Annotated in this window: 18 protein-coding genes; 5 read left to right on the top strand and 13 right to left on the bottom strand. The window is 62.2% G+C overall.

All coding sequences use genetic code 11. The features are described from left to right. Positions 1 to 12: 12 nt before the first annotated feature. The 13 genes from ACGYK4_RS01260 to secG form a co-directional block, all read right to left on the bottom strand. Positions 13 to 1,374 (bottom strand): glutamine synthetase family protein, encoded by a 1,362-nt coding sequence (locus tag ACGYK4_RS01260; protein WP_394454774.1) that lies wholly within the window; start codon positions 1,372 to 1,374, stop codon positions 13 to 15. After that, positions 1,374 to 2,063, bottom strand: coding sequence for a type 1 glutamine amidotransferase (locus tag ACGYK4_RS01255; protein ID WP_394432736.1), 690 nt, complete (start codon positions 2,061 to 2,063; stop codon positions 1,374 to 1,376). Before ACGYK4_RS01255 ends, ACGYK4_RS01260 begins: the two co-directional genes overlap by 1 nt. Positions 2,064 to 2,073: 10 nt before the next feature. Then, complete coding sequence (locus ACGYK4_RS01250; RefSeq protein WP_067260995.1) at positions 2,074 to 3,408, bottom strand: glutamine synthetase family protein; 1,335 nt, start codon at positions 3,406 to 3,408, stop codon at positions 2,074 to 2,076. Between the two features lie 100 nt (positions 3,409 to 3,508). Further along, complete coding sequence (locus tag ACGYK4_RS01245; protein ID WP_394432738.1) at positions 3,509 to 4,315, bottom strand: ABC transporter permease; 807 nt, start codon at positions 4,313 to 4,315, stop codon at positions 3,509 to 3,511. Beyond that, a complete protein-coding gene (locus tag ACGYK4_RS01240) occupies positions 4,312 to 5,196 on the bottom strand; it encodes an ABC transporter permease (RefSeq protein ID WP_394416527.1) in 885 nt (294 codons plus the stop codon). The genes ACGYK4_RS01245 and ACGYK4_RS01240 overlap by 4 nt, the downstream gene beginning before the upstream one ends. A 79-nt stretch (positions 5,197 to 5,275) precedes the next feature. Then, positions 5,276 to 6,013 (bottom strand): transporter substrate-binding domain-containing protein, encoded by a 738-nt coding sequence (locus ACGYK4_RS01235; protein WP_394454773.1) that lies wholly within the window; start codon positions 6,011 to 6,013, stop codon positions 5,276 to 5,278. 24 nt (positions 6,014 to 6,037) lie between these two features. Continuing rightward, on the bottom strand, positions 6,038 to 6,814 hold the full coding sequence (locus ACGYK4_RS01230; protein ID WP_209219002.1) for an ABC transporter ATP-binding protein: 777 nt from the start codon (positions 6,812 to 6,814) through the stop codon (positions 6,038 to 6,040). Between the two features lie 111 nt (positions 6,815 to 6,925). Next, on the bottom strand, positions 6,926 to 7,366 hold the full coding sequence (locus ACGYK4_RS01225; RefSeq protein WP_209219001.1) for a TerB family tellurite resistance protein: 441 nt from the start codon (positions 7,364 to 7,366) through the stop codon (positions 6,926 to 6,928). Between the two features lie 36 nt (positions 7,367 to 7,402). Continuing rightward, positions 7,403 to 7,840 carry a TerB family tellurite resistance protein gene (locus ACGYK4_RS01220; RefSeq protein ID WP_394400120.1) on the bottom strand — a complete coding sequence of 146 codons (438 nt, stop codon included), beginning with the start codon at positions 7,838 to 7,840 and terminating at the stop codon, positions 7,403 to 7,405. An 85-nt stretch (positions 7,841 to 7,925) separates the two neighbouring features. Continuing rightward, entirely contained in the window at positions 7,926 to 8,219 is a 294-nt protein-coding gene (locus ACGYK4_RS01215; protein WP_067261008.1) for a DUF1330 domain-containing protein, read from the bottom strand. A gap of 3 nt (positions 8,220 to 8,222) precedes the next feature. Next, complete coding sequence (locus tag ACGYK4_RS01210) at positions 8,223 to 9,014, bottom strand: 23S rRNA (adenine(2030)-N(6))-methyltransferase RlmJ (protein WP_394454772.1); 792 nt, start codon at positions 9,012 to 9,014, stop codon at positions 8,223 to 8,225. A 314-nt stretch (positions 9,015 to 9,328) separates the two neighbouring features. Continuing rightward, complete coding sequence (locus tag ACGYK4_RS01205; RefSeq protein ID WP_067262354.1) at positions 9,329 to 10,972, bottom strand: CTP synthase; 1,644 nt, start codon at positions 10,970 to 10,972, stop codon at positions 9,329 to 9,331. A 179-nt stretch (positions 10,973 to 11,151) separates the two neighbouring features. Then, positions 11,152 to 11,517, bottom strand: a complete 366-nt coding sequence (gene secG / locus ACGYK4_RS01200; RefSeq protein ID WP_067262351.1) for a preprotein translocase subunit SecG — start codon at positions 11,515 to 11,517, stop codon at positions 11,152 to 11,154. A 341-nt stretch (positions 11,518 to 11,858) separates the two neighbouring features. On the opposite strand from secG, the gene nthA reads away from it, so the two are divergent. From nthA to ACGYK4_RS01175, 5 genes are all read left to right on the top strand, one after another. Then, entirely contained in the window at positions 11,859 to 12,476 is a 618-nt protein-coding gene (nthA, locus tag ACGYK4_RS01195) for a nitrile hydratase subunit alpha (RefSeq protein WP_394454771.1), read from the top strand. Further along, a complete protein-coding gene (nthB, locus tag ACGYK4_RS01190; RefSeq protein WP_394432751.1) occupies positions 12,473 to 13,147 on the top strand; it encodes a nitrile hydratase subunit beta in 675 nt (224 codons plus the stop codon). The genes nthA and nthB overlap by 4 nt, the downstream gene beginning before the upstream one ends. Then, positions 13,144 to 13,470, top strand: coding sequence for a nitrile hydratase accessory protein (locus ACGYK4_RS01185; RefSeq protein WP_271687861.1), 327 nt, complete (start codon positions 13,144 to 13,146; stop codon positions 13,468 to 13,470). The genes nthB and ACGYK4_RS01185 overlap by 4 nt, the downstream gene beginning before the upstream one ends. An 80-nt stretch (positions 13,471 to 13,550) precedes the next feature. Further along, complete coding sequence (locus ACGYK4_RS01180) at positions 13,551 to 14,846, top strand: adenylosuccinate synthase (protein WP_394432753.1); 1,296 nt, start codon at positions 13,551 to 13,553, stop codon at positions 14,844 to 14,846. Positions 14,847 to 14,850: 4 nt separating this feature from the next. After that, positions 14,851 to 15,078 (top strand): DUF2842 domain-containing protein, encoded by a 228-nt coding sequence (locus tag ACGYK4_RS01175; RefSeq protein WP_067262328.1) that lies wholly within the window; start codon positions 14,851 to 14,853, stop codon positions 15,076 to 15,078. Positions 15,079 to 15,096 lie beyond the last annotated feature (18 nt).

Here is a 15,096-nt window from a genome sequence, read left to right as displayed (position 1 = left end):
GGCCTCCGGGCGTTAGACGTTCATCAGCAGATGTTCACGTTCCCAAGGTGAGATGACCTGTAGGAACTCCTCATATTCCGCCCGTTTCACGATGGAATAGACGCGGGCGAAATCCGGGCCCAAAGCCTCATGCAGCTCTGTCGCCTCCTCGAAAAGGTCGAGCGCTTGGCCCAGAACTTGCGGAATATCCCCTTCGCCGACATAGGCATCGCCCTTGAATTCGGGCAGTGGGTCTTTTTGCTGGATCAGCCCCAGATAGCCGCAGGCGAGGCTGGCGGCGATGCCGAGGTAGGGGTTGCAGTCCATCCCAGCGAGACGGTTTTCCACCCGGCGCGACTTGGGCCCCGAGAGCGGCACGCGAATGCCCGTGGTGCGGTTGTCGCGGCCCCATTCAAGGTTGATCGGCGCGGCGTGATCCTTGACGTAGCGGCGGTAGGAATTGACGTAGGGTGCGATCACCGCGAGCGCGCTTGGCATGTGGTTTTGCAAACCGGCGATGAAATGGCGGAAGGGGGCGGTCTCTTCCCCTTCGGCATCGACAAAGATGTTTCCGCCGGTTTCCACGTCCAGCACCGAATGATGGATATGCATGGCGCTGCCCGGCTCATCGGCGATGGGTTTGGCCATGAAGGTGGCGTAGCACTCATGCCGCATCGCGGCTTCGCGGATCAGCCGTTTGAAATAGAACACCTCATCGGCCAGCCGCACCGGATCACCATGTTGCAGGTTGATCTCAAGCTGCCCTGCGCCACCCTCTTGGGTGATGCCGTCGATCTCGAAACCCTGCGCCTCGGCAAAGTCGTAGATGTCGTCGATCACGGGGCCGAATTCATCCACCGCGGTCATCGAATAGGCCTGCCGCGCCGCTGCCGGGCGGCCCGAGCGGCCCATCATCGGCAGGATTTCCTTGGCCGGGTCGATGTTGCGGGCCACGAGGAAAAATTCCATCTCGGGGGCGACAACCGGCTCCCACCCCTTGTCGCGGTAAAGCTGCACCACGCGTTTGAGCACATTGCGCGGCGAATAGGCCACCGGCTTGTCGTCGCGGTCATAGGCGTCGTGGATGACCTGAAGCGTCCAGTCCCCGGTCCAAGGTGCGGCGGTGGCCGTGTCCATATCCGGGCGCAGGATCATGTCTTTTTCGATGAAACCGTCATCGCCCGCCGCTTCGCCCCATTCGCCGGTGATGGTCTGGTAGAAGATGCTGTCGGGCAGGTGGAAATACTCTTGCCGCGCGAATTTCGACGCCGGGACGGCCTTGCCCCGGGCGATGCCGGGCAGGTCGGGGATGATACATTCCACTTCGTCCAGACGCCGGCCCTCAAGATAGGCGCGCGCCGCTTCGGGTAGTGCTTCTGTCCAATCCTCGGCCATCAGGCCCTCTCTTTCCTGTTGTCTTTAAAGAATGCGGCCATTTGGTCCGCGATTTTTTGGTTGTCGATGGGGCCGCCCAAGGCGGCAGTCGCCTGTTCCAGCAGATGCTCGGGCACCACGCCCTTGCCGCGGGTTTTGATCAAGCCGTCGATGAAGTCATGGCCGAACTCAGGGTGCGGCTGCACCGTCCAGATGCGGTCGTCATAGGCCAGCGCCGCATAGGCGCAAAAGTCAGATGAGGCGACGACGCGCGCCCCTTCGGGTAGGTCCACGATCTGATCCTGATGCCATGCGTTCAGCGCCAGTTTCTCACCATCCATGTCGTATTCGGTGCGGCCAATGGACCAGCCGTTGGTAAACTTCTCGACCTTGCCGCCAAGCGCTTGGGCGATGATCTGATGCCCGAAACAAACGCCGATCATGGGGCGGCCATCGGCATAGGTCTGGCGGATGAACTCCTCAAGCGGCGGGATCCAATCGTGATCTTCATAGGCGCCGTGTTTCGATCCGGTAATAAGCCAGCCGTCGGCCTCTGTCACGCTGTCGGGCAAGACACCATCGACGACCGACCAGATTTGAAAGTCAAACCCGTGGCCGTCCAGCAGTTTGGTGAACATCTCGCCGTAGTCGCCCAGCTGTTCGCGAAAGTCGTCGGGGGAATGGCCGGTTTGCAGAATGCCGATTTTCATGTGTCACCTGTTACACAGTGTCGAGATAGATCTCGACCTGTTCCTCTGGGGTCAATTCCTGCATGTAATGCAATTCCTGACGCTTCGTCAGCACGAAGTTGCGGATCATCTCGGGCGCGAAAATCCGCGCGACATGGGGGCAGCTTTCAAACAGGTCGATGGCGGTTTTCCAATCGCTCGGCATGCGCGGCAATTCGGCGGCATAGGCGTTGCCGGTGATCGGGGCGGGCGGCTCAAGCGCGTCTTCGATCCCGTTGAGCGCGGCACCCAACACGGCGGCGAGCATCAGATAGGGGTTCACATCCCCGCCCGAGACGCGGTGTTCGATGCGCCGCGCCTTGTGGCTGCCCGAGGGGATGCGGATCGCGGCGGTGCGGTTCTCATAGGCCCAGCAAACCCCGGTGGGCGCATGGGATTCCGGCACCATCCGGTCAAAGCTATTGGCATGCGGGCAAAAGACCAGCGCCGAGCCCTGCATCGCGTTCATGCAGCCCGCCACAGCGTGGCGCAGCGTGTCGGTCCCCTTCGGCCCGCCATCGTCAAAGATGTTGTCGCCCTTCTCATCCAATACCGAGAAATGGGTGTGCAGGCCGGAGCCGGAGTAATCCTCGTAAGGTTTCGCCATAAAGCTTGCGGCAAAGCCGTGCCGCCGGGCCAGTCCCTTGACCAGCATCTTGAACAGCCATGCGTCATCGGCGGCGCGCAGGGCGTCGTCGCAATGCATGAGGTTGATCTCGAACTGACCCAGACCCGCCTCGGAAATGGCGGTGTCGGCGGGGATGTCCATCTCTTCGCAGGCGTCATAAAGATCGGTGAAGAACAGATCGAACTGGTCAAGCGCGCGGATCGACATGGTCTCGGCCGCCTTGCGCCGCTTGCCCGACCGGGGCGACACAGGCACCTGAAGGTTGCGGCCCGAATCGTCGATCAGGAAGAATTCCAGCTCAACGGCGCAGACCGGCGTCAGCCCGCGCGCCTTGTAGCGGTCCAGGACCGCGCGCAGCGCATGGCGCGGATCGCCGGGGTAGGGGCGGCCATCTTCGCGGAACATCCAGATGGGCAGCAGGGCCGAGGGCGCGTCGAGCCATGGCATCGGCATGAAGCCCCGTTCGGTCGGTTTCAGTACGCCATCCGCATCGCCCGTTTCAAACACCAGCGGGCTGTCGTCGATATCCTCGCCCCAGATGTCGAGGTTCAACACCGAGACGGGAAAGCGGGTGCCCTCGGTCGTGACCTTATCGGCAAAGCGCGAGGGGATGCGCTTGCCCCGGGCTTGGCCATTGAGGTCTGCGGCGGCCACACGAATGGTGCGGACCTGAGGATTTTTGCGAAGCCAGTTGTTCATACATCACCTGAAAGGGCGGTGGGCATGTCACAAAGCGGTTCGCCCGGGGGCAAAAGCGGTTGGCGCCCACGCGCCGCGTAATTTGATCAAATAATGGATACTACCGGATCAAATTAGGACGCAAGCGAATTTTACGGCGTTGCGCTTGGGGCAGGTGGCGGTTGAGGCGGGAATTGATCAAACCAAAGACGCCGATGATGCAGAGCGTCAGAAGGATGAAATACCCGGCAAGAATGGGATAGGGGACGAAGGGGTTGAAGGTCTTATCCGCGAAATAGCTGGCGTAGTAGAGCGCGTCGCCACGCTGCTGCCATGCCGGGAAACCGCTGAAAAACACCAGCGTCGTGGCGTGAAACAGGAAAATCGCCTCATTCGTATAGGCGGGCCAAGCGAGCCGCAGCGAGGTGGGCCAGATCACCCGGCGAAAGCGTGACCAACCCGACAGACCATAGGCATCCGCGGCCTCTACGTCCCCCTTAGGGATGGATTGCAGCGCGCCGTAAAAAATTTCGCCCGAATATGCGGCAGTGTTAAGAAAGAGCACGATCAACGCGCCCAGCCATGCCGCCGTGAAGGGGGCGAAGAAGGCGTATTGCGATTTCAGTGACAGAAACAGGAAGTAGCCGAAAAAGAACTGGATGAAGAGCGGCGAGCCACGGAAGATGAAGATGAACCACTCCGCCGGTTTGCGGAACCACGGGTTCGCGCTGGCCTTGCCGACGCCAAGCGCCGTGGCAAAGAAAAAGCCGGTCAACAAAGCGACGACGCCGAAATAGACGTTCCAGATCATGCCCGAACCGATCAGCGTGAACTGCTCGCAAAGCGTGAAACCGTCGCGCGGCAGCAGCCGCTCGCCATAGCCCAAGGACCGCAGACCGTAGTCCTGAATCGTTTGCAGACAGCTCATGCGCCGGCCCTCCGCTGGGCTTCGCCGCCGGTGGTGGCTTGGCCGCGTGTCAGTCGTTTCATCAGACGGTCCAACGTGATCTCGGAAATGCGGGTGAAGAGCAGGTAGAACACCAGCAGCGCGAGGAAGTACCACATGCGCCAGTCCGGGTGCGGGTAGTCGGTAAAGCGCGGCGTTTTGGTGCCGCCCAGTTCACGCGCCCAATAGACGATGTCTTCGACACCCAGCAAAAACAGCAGCGGCGTGGCCTTGATCAGCACCATCCACAGGTTGCTGAGGCCGGGCAGGGCATAGACCCACATCTGCGGCACCAGCACCCGCCAGAAGGTCTGGCGATGGGTCATGCCATAGGCTTCGGCGGTTTCGAGTTGCGGGTGCGGCACGGCGCGCATGGCCCCGAAAAGCACATTGGCCGCGAAAGCCCCGAAAACGATGGCAAAGGTAAAGACCGCAAGGCCGAAGCCATAGGTCTCATGCACCCATTGGGCGGCATTGCCCAGGGGCATCTTGGCTTCCTGGCAGACGACGAAGTCGCTGCCTTGGCGGATCGGCATATCCCAATCGGGGCAGAGCACCTTGTGGCGCAGATACTCGATGCCCTGATCGAGCGCGATCACGAAAAACAGGAAGAAGGCGATATCCGGCACACCGCGCACCAGCGCGATATAGCCCTTGCCGACCCAACTGAGCGGCGCGAAACGCGCGCGTGCCATCATGGCCCCGCCAAAGCCGAAGGCCAGTGCCACGGGGGCGGTAACCGCCAAAAGCAGCAAGACCTTCAGGAAGGACAGGTAGAAGGACATATGGACGCCGGTGGTCAGGTAACAGGCGGTCCAGAGCCAGTCATTCAGGGTCGACGGATCGGTGCAGAAAGAGAACATGGGCCCCCGTGGGCTGATCTGCGCGCGGGGCCCGCGCAGGCGTGGTCAGGCGCGCCGCGAAGGCGCGCCTGAGGTGGGATCACTCGTAGGTGGTGGTGTCTTCGCCGAACCATTTCTTGAGCATCTCGTTGAGCGTACCGTCTTCCTTCATCTCGGTGATGACGGCGTCAAAGGTGTCGCGCAGCTCGGTGTCGGACTGGCGCAGGCCCATGCCGATGCCACCGCCGAGCGGCACATCGTCGCCCACGAACACCAGCTCACCGCCGGATTCCTCGACGATTGGCACGAGGTAGTCCTTGTCAGCGAAGACCGCGTCGGCCTCACCGTTGCGCACGGCGGCGACGGTCTCTTCCGGGGTCGCGAATTCGATCAGCGTGGCGCCGCTTTCGGCAACATAGCCCGCCTGAATGGTCGCGGTCTGACCGGCGACAACGCCGCCTTCGAGGTCCGCGTCCTCAGAAGCCGCGACATAGGCCGAGGCGGTGGGCGGATAGTAGTTCTGCGTGAAGGCGATGACTTCCTTACGCTCGTCGGTAATGCTCATGCCCGCCATGATGGTGTCGTAGTTGCCCGACACGAGGTTGGGGATGATGCTGTCCCAGTCGTTCTTGACCCATTCGCAGGTCAGTTCGGCGCGCTTGCACAGCTCGTCGCCCAGCTCACGCTCGAAACCGTCGACTTCGCCGGCGTCGTTGATGAAGTTGTAGGGGGGGTAGGCGCCCTCGGTGCCCATGCGGATGGTTTTGCCATGGGCTTCGGCCATCGCGAAGCCAGCGGTCATGCTGAGCGCGACGCTTGCCAGTAGGATCTTTTTCATTTGGTAACTCCCTTTGGTTCTTGTTTACGCAGGCTGGGTTGCCGAAAGGAACCCACGCAGACGTTCCGATTTGGGCGCGCCGAAGACCTCTTCGGGCGTCCCTTGTTCTTCGATCAGACCTTGGTGCAAAAAGACGACATGATCGCTGACATCGGCGGCCAGTTTCATGTCGTGGGTCACGATCACCATCGTGCGCCCCTCTGCGGCCAGATCCTTGATAACCTTGACGACTTCCTGTTCCAGCTCGGGGTCGAGCGCGCTGGTCGGCTCATCAAAGAGCAGCGCCTCGGGCTCCATGCAGAGCGCGCGGGCGATGGCGGCGCGCTGTTGCTGCCCGCCGGAGAGTTGGGCGGGATAGACATCGCATTTGTCGCCGATGCCGACCTTTTCCAGATAACCGCGCGCGGCGCGCTCCACTTCGGCCCGGTCGCGGCCCAACACGGTCAGCGGCGCTTCCATCACGTTTTGCAGGATCGACATATGCGCCCAGAGATTGAACTGCTGGAAGACCATCGACAGGTTGGTGCGGATGCGCAGCACCTGTTTGGCGTCCGCCGGACAGCGCTGGTGGCCGTCGCCCTTCCAACGCACCGGTTCGCCCTTAAAGATCACCTCGCCCTGTTGGCTGTCTTCGAGCAGGTTGCAGCAGCGCAGAAGCGTCGATTTGCCCGAGCCCGACGACCCGATGAGCGAGATCACATGGCCACGCGGGGCGGTCAGATCGACCCCTTTGAGAACCTCCAGCGCGCCATAGGCCTTGTGGAGGTTCTTGATCTGGATAACCGGGGTGTCTGTGGTCACGGAAACTGTCGCCAATCTGTCATTTCAGTGCGCTATAAAGCGACGAATCGACGGAAATTGCAACGCAGAGTTTGCCCCGCGCTGCATCACAGTCCCGGTGCTGACGCTAGGTCAGTTTTCTTTGGCAACACGCTGGCGCGCCATGGCGCTGTCGGTATCGGTGACGCCCAATAGGTTCGACACCAGCCGCAGCAGCGCGTCTTCTTCGTCGGAACGGCTGCCGTCGGCCAGAACCACCTGCCAAAGCGCCTCGATGACCTCCAGCCGGTGCTCATAAGGCACCGCATCCTTGATCGCGCGGGTAAAGCGCACGGTGTCGGGGGCTTGGGCCTCCAGCGCCTCGGCCTCTTTACGCAGGGCGGTGGCGTCGGCCTCGTTCAGGCCGTAGCGCTCGGCGGCGATCCGGTCGATCAGACGCCGTTCGCTCATCGCGTAGTCATTGTCGGACCGGGCGATGCGCACCAAAAGCGCGGTCAGCGCGAGGCGGGCGTCATTATCGGCCAATGGATCGGGTTCGGGCTGGGTAAGCCGTTTGAGAAAGTCACCAAACATATATGCGTCATCATCCTGCTGCGGGAAAAGGGAATGTCATAGCTCGTTCAAAGCGTTGGCGCGGGCCGCGGCCATATCCTCATCCGACAGGCCAAGCGCGGTTTCGATGGCGACAAGCTGGATCTCCTCGTCATCATTGCGCGCCCCGTCCGAAAGGGCCACCTGCCACATCGCTTCGCCCAATGCCTTGCGGTCGGCATAGTCGACCTCTTCGCGCAGGATGCGGGTGAACTCCGGCGTGCCGGGGGCGTCGCGCTCAAGCGCTTCGCAAGTGGCACGCAGTTTCGCCGCCTCGATGGGTTTGAGGCCAAAGGTCTGCGCCAGAATGCGGTCGATCTGGCCAATCTCAGAGGCGCGATAGTTGCGATCGGCAAAGGCCACACGCACCAAAAGCGCGCCCAGTGCCAGTTGGGCATTGGGCTGCGGCAAAGGTTTCGGCTGTGCCTTGCGGCGGGGGAAAAGTCGGTTCAGCATGGGGCTCACTTATCGCAGGAAACAGGGTCGCCATAGAGGAAACTGCGCACCGGGGGCGCGGGTTCCTGCAGGGGGCCGCATCGGCTTAGCCGTCATAGCCTTCGACGATCACCAAAGACCCGTCCGCCACGTTCAGGCGAATGTCTTTCGCCCGCTGGTAGCCGGGGCTTTCGTAACAAGCGACCGCATCGGCGTAGCTGTCGAATTCCAAAACAACGGTGCGGGCGCGCATCTGCCCTTCGCGGATCTGCTGGGTGCCGCCGCGAACAAGGAAGCGTGCGCCGTAATCCGCAAAGGGTTTGGCATTGGCAGCACGGTATTTGTCGTAAATCGCAGTGTCGTGGATATCCATGGTGGCGATCCAATAGCCCTTTGGCATCTGTTATCTCTCCTGTTGGGTCAAGGTGGCGAAACGGGCGGTGAGGTTCTTTGCCTCATTGTCGAGCCCGTAGGGGGGATTGATCACGAACATGCCCGAGCCGACCATACCATGCCCGGGCCGCGCGGGGGGAAAGCGCACTTCGTGGCGCAGCGCATCGGGGTGGTTGGCGGTGAGCTTGTCGAGCATCGGCTCATGCGCGCGATTGGTCAGGATCGGATACCACAGCGCGATGATGCCCACGTTCCAAGCGCGGTTGAGTTTGGCGATCTGGCGCGGAATGGTCTCGTAATCGGTTTTGATCTCGTAAGAGGGGTCGATCAGCAGCATCCCCCGGCGCGGTGTTGGCGGGGTGAGGGCAAAGGCCATCTCGAACCCGTCGCTGAGGTGGCATTTCGCGGGGTAGGGCGACATCGCTAGATCAAGGGCGCTGTGTTCTTGCGGGTGCAACTCGGCCAGATGGATGCGGTCATCGGGGCGCAGCAGTTTCGCGGCCAGCAGGGGAGAGCCGGGGTAGGCGCGCGGGCCGTGGGCCTCGCGCAGCGCTTCCAGAACCTGCCTGTAAGGGTGATCTGGGGCGAACCAATCGCGCACCTTGTCGATGCCCTGCCGCGCCTCGCCGGTCTTTTCCGCCGCCGCATCCGACAGGTCATAGAGCGCCCGGCCTGCATGGGTTTCCAGATAGGTGAGCGGTTTGTCCTTGCGGGTAAGATAGGACAGCATACACGCCAAAAGCGCGTGTTTCTGCACGTCTGCAAGGTTTCCGGCGTGGTAAATGTGTTGATAGCTCAGCATGGCCTAGCTGTAGCGGAGTGGTTGGCGGGTGCAACGTGAAAGAGGGGGGAGGGCCAGCGCCTGTCCGCGGGTGGGCGAACCAAACCGCGATCCATGCCACTTTATGGTGCTACCGTGATGTGTTCTCGCAGAAGTACGCGCCCGTCGCGAAATCGCCTACCCGACGCACCGCAGGTGCGCCGAATGAATGATGGCACGCCTACGGCGTGGCGGGCGGGCAGGCGATGGCCCGGCGCCTGCGGCTTGATTCCGGGCCTTTTAGTGGTTGCCCGGCAGAAAAAAGGCCCGGCGCAAAACGCACGGGCCTCAAAAGCTTATACCAACCGCGACACATCCTTGGCGGCGCGCACGAAATCCTTGAACAGGGGGTGCGGGTCGAAGGGCTTGGACTTCAGCTCGGGGTGGAACTGAACGCCGATGAACCACGGGTGATCCGACCATTCGACGATCTCAGGCAGCTTGCCGTCGGGCGACATGCCCGAGAACTTCAGCCCGGCCTTTTCAAGCTGATCCTTATAGGCGATGTCGACCTCGTAGCGGTGGCGGTGACGCTCGTCGATGGTGGTGGTGCCATAGGCTTCGGCCACGCGCGACCCTTCGACCAGCGTCGCGTCATAGGCGCCCAAACGCATGGTGCCGCCTTTGTCGTCATCGACTTTGCGCGCCACCTTGTGGTTGCCCTGAACCCATTCCTTGAGGTGATAAACCACCGGCTCGAAACGCTTTTTCCCGGCTTCATGGTCGAATTCTTCCGAGCCTGCCGTTTTCAGGCCCGCCACATTCCGCGCCGCTTCGATCACGGCCATCTGCATGCCAAGGCAGATGCCCAGATAGGGCACCTTATGCTCGCGGGCATATTGCGCGGCCTTGATCTTGCCCTCGGTCCCGCGCTCACCAAAGCCGCCGGGGACGAGGATCGCATGGAACCCTTCGAGATGCGGACCGGGGTCTTCGCTGTCAAAAATCTCGGCGTCGACCCATTCAACTTTGACCTTGACCCGGTTCGCCATGCCGCCATGGGTCAGCGCCTCGGCGATGGACTTATAGGCGTCTTCAAGCTGGGTGTATTTGCCGACGATGGCGACTTTGACTTCGCCCTCGGGGTTGTAAATGCGGTCGGCCACATCTTCCCAACGCGACAGGTTCGGCTTGGGCGCGGGGGTGATCTGGAAGGCATCCAGAACCGCCTGATCCAGCCCCTCGCGGTGATAGGCGAGCGGGGCTTCGTAGATCGATTTCAAATCCTGCGCGGCGATCACCGAATCCGGGCGCACGTTGCAGAAGAGCGCCAGCTTCTCACGCTCCTTGGCGGGGATCGGCCCTTCGGAGCGGCAAACCAGAATGTCGGGCGCGATGCCGATGGAGCGGAGTTCTTTGACCGAGTGCTGCGTCGGCTTGGTCTTCAATTCGCCGCTGGCCTTGACGTAGGGCAGCAGCGTGAGGTGCATGAATATACACTGGCCGCGCGGCTTGTCTTGGCTGAACTGGCGGATCGCCTCGAAGAAGGGCAGCCCTTCGATATCGCCCACGGTGCCGCCGATTTCGCAAAGCATGAAGTCGACCTCATCATCGCCAATGTCGATGAAGTCTTTGATTTCGTTGGTAACGTGAGGGATCACCTGAATGGTCTTGCCCAGATAATCGCCGCGGCGCTCTTTCTCTAGCACGGTGGAGTAAACCCGGCCCGAGCTGATGCTGTCGGTCTTGCGCGCAGCAACACCGGTGAAACGCTCGTAATGCCCAAGGTCGAGGTCGGTCTCTGCGCCATCATCGGTGACGAAGACTTCGCCATGCTCGAAAGGCGACATCGTGCCGGGATCGACGTTCAGATAGGGGTCCAGCTTGCGCAGACGCACCGAAAAACCGCGTGCCTGAAGCAAGGCACCCAAAGCCGCCGAGGCCAGACCCTTGCCCAGCGACGAGACCACACCGCCTGTGATGAAGATATAGCGTGCCATGTGATCGGAGACCCCCGTGAATTCAAAGTTTGTTGCAGGCAAAAACCAGCCAAACGCGCTGCGGAAAACCGCAACACCACGGGATTTAAGCCTTACAGGATTCGTGCGTTTGAGGCAAGGTCCGCCGCAACATACAGTTGCGGAACCGGGCCGTGCCTCAAGGTTTTGTGTTCGTTAGCTTAATCGGCCGCAGGGACCAGCGGTGTGTTGCCATCCGCGGAAGGCGGCAGCAGATCGTCGCCCGCGGGCAGAGCCGGGCTGCCATCTTGGCTCTGGGCGGGCGGTGTCGCGCTCAGCCGGTCGATGACAGACGAGCCTGCGGATTTTTCCGCCGCGATGATGGTCAGCGTGATCGATGTGGCGATAAAACCGGCGGCGAGCGCCCATGTCACCTTGCCCAGTGCCGTGGCCGCCGCACGGCCCGAAACGGCACCGCCGCCACCACCGCCCATGCCAAGGCCGCCGCCCTCGGACCGTTGCAGAAGTACCACGGCGATCAGGCCAAGAGCCAGAATCAGGTGAATGATCAGAACGACATTTTCCATGGGTGCGACAGCTTTCGGTTTTGGTTGGCGGGTATCTATTCGTCTTTGCCCATGGGGGCAAGGGTGGATTGCCGCCGGGTGATGATCGGATCAGGAGGGGGAGGCCTAAGGGATCAAAGGCACGCGCAAAGACCGCCGCATGGGGGCGACGGTCTTTTGAAGCAGTACTCAACCACAATATGTAAGAGGGCTATCCTGGAATTAAGGTGGTGCAGACTCGCTTCGTACATTCACTATAGCATGAAATGCGGGCAAATTCGCCCATATTCTTTGCAGAGAAATGAAGGGATTGCCTGTGATCGGCGATGGACAGCCGAGTGCCGCTGGGGCAGTCTGCCGCCATGCCACATGATCATTCGGACCACGACCACCCCCATGCCCTGCTGCCGCCCGAGCCTGCGCTCAGGGTCAAGGCGTTGGAGACACTGCTGACGGCCAAGGGGCTTATCGACCCCGCCGCCTTGGATGAGATCATCGACACCTATGAAAACCGCATCGGCCCGCGCAACGGGGCCGAGGTCGTTGCCCGCGCTTGGAGCGATCCTGATTTCCGCGCGGCCCTGCTTGAGGATGCGATCGCAGTGGTGGCCGAGATGGGGTTCTTCGGGCGGCAGGGCGAGCATATGGTCGCGGTCGAGAATACGGATGAGGTGCATAATATCGTCGTTTGCACCCTGTGCTCTTGCTACCCTTGGCCGCTTTTAGGCATCCCGCCGGGCTGGTATAAATCCGATGCCTACCGTGCCCGCGTGGTCCGCGAGCCGCGCAAAGTGCTGGCTGAATTTGGCATCGACCTGCCCGAAGAGACCGCCGTGCGCGTTTGGGATTCGACGGCTGAGGTGCGCTATCTGGTGATCCCGCAACGCCCGGCGGGGAGCGACGGCATGGATGTCGCCGCGCTGGCTGATCTTGTCACCCGCGACAGTATGATCGGCACCGGATTGGCCAAAGCGCCATGACCCGCGTGCATGACATGGGCGGGCGTTTCGGCGATGGCGCTGTAGTGCCCGAGGGCGAAGATGTGGTCTTTCATGCCGATTGGCACCGCCGCGCGCTGGCGCTGACCTTGGCCACGGGGACGTTGGGCAAATGGAACATCGACGTGTCGCGCCATGCCCGCGAATGTCTTGCCCCGACCGATTACATGCGGTTCAGCTATTACGAGAAATGGATCGCCGGGGTGGCCGATATGCTGGTCGCCCGCGGGGTGGTCAGCCGCGAGGAACTCTCGGGCGAAGCCGCGCCCACGCTCAGCCCGCTGGCGGAAAAGGCGCTGAAAGCGCCGCAGGTGGCCGGGGTGCTGGCCCGTGGTGGTCCGGCGGATCGCCCCTCGGGCGTCACGCCGCTCTTTGCGCCGGGCGACAGGGTCGTCACCCGCAAGCAGCCGGAAAACAGCATCGTTCCGGGCGGGCACACCCGGCTGCCCGCCTATGCCGCGGGCGCTTCAGGGCGGGTGCTGCGGTTGCATGGCACCCATGTTCTGCCTGATAGCAACGCCCATGATCTGGGCGAGGCGCCGGAGCCGCTTTACGCGGTGGCCTTCCCGGCCTCTGAACTTTGGGCGCATCCCGAACATCCCCGCGATGAGGTCGTGCTCGACCTCTGGCAAAGCTATCTGGCGGCCCCATGAGCGCCCCGGAACCCGTGTTCGAGGCGCCATGGCACGCGCAGCTTTTCGCGCTGACGGTGCATTTGAACGAAAGCGGTCTTTTCGACTGGCCCTTCTGGGCCGACCGCTTTGGCGCAACCTTGGCGCGCCACGGACTGACGCGGGCGTTGAACGGCGGGGAGGACTATTTCAACGCTTGGCTCGAAACCCTCGAAACCCTGCTGATCGACGCGGGCCATGCCCGCCCCGGTGACCTGCGCGCCCTGCGTGACGGGTGGGAGGCCGCCTATCTCAGCACCCCGCATGGCGAGCCGGTGCATCTGAAGGCGGGGCAAAGCGTCTAAATCCGCTCCCGCGTTTTTTCGAGTTTCACACGCCTGCCACTGTCGCTATACGGGCGCGGGACATCGCAAAGGAATATATCATGGCCAATGTCGTCGTTGTCGGCGCCCAATGGGGTGACGAGGGAAAAGGCAAGATCGTTGACTGGCTCAGCGAACGCGCCGATGTGATCGCACGCTTCCAAGGCGGGCATAACGCGGGCCACACTCTGGTCATCGACGGCAAGGTCTACAAGCTGCATGCGCTGCCTTCGGGCGTGGTGCGCGGCGGCAAGCTGTCTGTCATCGGCAATGGCGTGGTGCTGGACCCGTGGCACCTGCTGAAAGAGATCGAGACGATCGAAGGGCAGGGGGTTAAGATCAACCCCGAGAACCTGATGATCGCGGAAAACACGCCGCTGATCCTGCCGTTCCACGGCGAGCTTGACCGCGCCCGCGAAGAGGCGGCGAGCAAGGGCACCAAGATCGGCACCACCGGGCGCGGCATCGGGCCGTGCTATGAGGACAAGGTTGGCCGCCGCGCCATCCGCGTGGCCGATCTGGCCGACGCCGCGACATTGGAGGCCCGCGTCGACCGCGCGCTGCAGCACCACGACCCGCTGCGCAAGGGGCTGGGCGTCGAGGCCATCGACCGCGACGCGCTGATCGCGCAACTGCAAGAAATCGCACCGAAAATCCTGCGTTTCGCCGCCCCCGTCTGGAAGGTGCTGGCCGAGAAGCGCAAGGCGGGCAAGCGCATCCTTTTCGAAGGGGCACAGGGCGCGCTTTTGGATATCGACTTTGGCACCTATCCCTTCGTCACCTCCTCAAACGTGATCGCGGGGCAAGCGGCGACCGGTGTGGGCCTTGGCCCCACCGCCATCGACTATGTGTTGGGCATCGTGAAGGCTTACACCACCCGCGTCGGCGAAGGCCCCTTCCCGACCGAGCTTGAAGATGCGGATGGTCAACGTCTGGGCGAGCGCGGCCATGAGTTCGGCACCACCACCGGGCGCAAGCGTCGCTGTGGTTGGTTCGACGCGGCGCTGCTGCGCCAGACCTGCGCCACCTCCGGCATCACTGGCATCTGTCTGACCAAGCTTGACGTGCTTGACGGCTTCGAGACGCTGAAGGTATGCGTGGGCTATGAGTTGGACGGCGAACGGCTGGACTACCTGCCCACCGCCGCCGAGCAGCAAGCCCGGTGCACGCCGATCTACGAAGAGCTGCCAGGCTGGTCCGAATCGACCGAAGGCGCGCGCAGCTGGGCCGATCTTCCGGCCAATGCGATCAAATATGTGCGCCGGGTCGAAGAGTTGATCCAATGCCCCGTGGCCCTCGTCTCGACCTCGCCGGAGCGGGAGGACACCATTCTGGTGACCGACCCTTTCGCGGACTGATCTGATGGCGCTGAGCTACAAGGCGCGCCGCCGTTGGGCGCTGGTGATCCTGCTGATCGGGCTGCCGAGTTATATCGCTGTGGCGGTCTGGACGGTGGCCCAGTTCGACCGCCCGCCGGTGCTGCTTGAGCTTGGCATCTATGTCGCCCTTGGCATCGTCTGGGCGCTGCCGTTCAAATTTGTCTTTCGGGGCATCGGACAGGCCGACCCCGATGCGGAAGACGATCGTTAAAACCCAATAAAAAAGCGC

Source organism: Sulfitobacter sp. 1A13368 (assembly GCF_043557275.1).
In the GTDB taxonomy this organism is placed as follows: Bacteria; Pseudomonadota; Alphaproteobacteria; order Rhodobacterales; family Rhodobacteraceae; genus Sulfitobacter; species Sulfitobacter faviae.
This window is presented reverse-complemented; position numbering and strand designations above follow the sequence as displayed.

Bases quoted from the DNA above. Each gene is read 5' to 3' on its own strand.
- ACGYK4_RS01260 (WP_394454774.1), bottom strand. From the start codon at position 1,374: ATGGCCGAGGATTGGACAGAAGCACTACCCGAAGCGGCGCGCGCCTAT.
- ACGYK4_RS01255 (WP_394432736.1), bottom strand. From the start codon at position 2,063: ATGAAAATCGGCATTCTGCAAACCGGCCATTCCCCCGACGACTTTCGC.
- ACGYK4_RS01250 (WP_067260995.1), bottom strand. From the start codon at position 3,408: ATGAACAACTGGCTTCGCAAAAATCCTCAGGTCCGCACCATTCGTGTG.
- ACGYK4_RS01245 (WP_394432738.1), bottom strand. From the start codon at position 4,315: ATGAGCTGTCTGCAAACGATTCAGGACTACGGTCTGCGGTCCTTGGGC.
- ACGYK4_RS01240 (WP_394416527.1), bottom strand. From the start codon at position 5,196: ATGTTCTCTTTCTGCACCGATCCGTCGACCCTGAATGACTGGCTCTGG.
- ACGYK4_RS01235 (WP_394454773.1), bottom strand. From the start codon at position 6,013: ATGAAAAAGATCCTACTGGCAAGCGTCGCGCTCAGCATGACCGCTGGC.
- ACGYK4_RS01225 (WP_209219001.1), bottom strand. From the start codon at position 7,366: ATGTTTGGTGACTTTCTCAAACGGCTTACCCAGCCCGAACCCGATCCA.
- ACGYK4_RS01220 (WP_394400120.1), bottom strand. From the start codon at position 7,840: ATGCTGAACCGACTTTTCCCCCGCCGCAAGGCACAGCCGAAACCTTTG.
- ACGYK4_RS01215 (WP_067261008.1), bottom strand. From the start codon at position 8,219: ATGCCAAAGGGCTATTGGATCGCCACCATGGATATCCACGACACTGCG.
- ACGYK4_RS01210 (WP_394454772.1), bottom strand. From the start codon at position 9,014: ATGCTGAGCTATCAACACATTTACCACGCCGGAAACCTTGCAGACGTG.
- ACGYK4_RS01205 (WP_067262354.1), bottom strand. From the start codon at position 10,972: ATGGCACGCTATATCTTCATCACAGGCGGTGTGGTCTCGTCGCTGGGC.
- secG (WP_067262351.1), bottom strand. From the start codon at position 11,517: ATGGAAAATGTCGTTCTGATCATTCACCTGATTCTGGCTCTTGGCCTG.
- nthA (WP_394454771.1), top strand. From the start codon at position 11,859: ATGCCACATGATCATTCGGACCACGACCACCCCCATGCCCTGCTGCCG.
- nthB (WP_394432751.1), top strand. From the start codon at position 12,473: ATGACCCGCGTGCATGACATGGGCGGGCGTTTCGGCGATGGCGCTGTA.
- ACGYK4_RS01185 (WP_271687861.1), top strand. From the start codon at position 13,144: ATGAGCGCCCCGGAACCCGTGTTCGAGGCGCCATGGCACGCGCAGCTT.
- ACGYK4_RS01180 (WP_394432753.1), top strand. From the start codon at position 13,551: ATGGCCAATGTCGTCGTTGTCGGCGCCCAATGGGGTGACGAGGGAAAA.
- ACGYK4_RS01175 (WP_067262328.1), top strand. From the start codon at position 14,851: ATGGCGCTGAGCTACAAGGCGCGCCGCCGTTGGGCGCTGGTGATCCTG.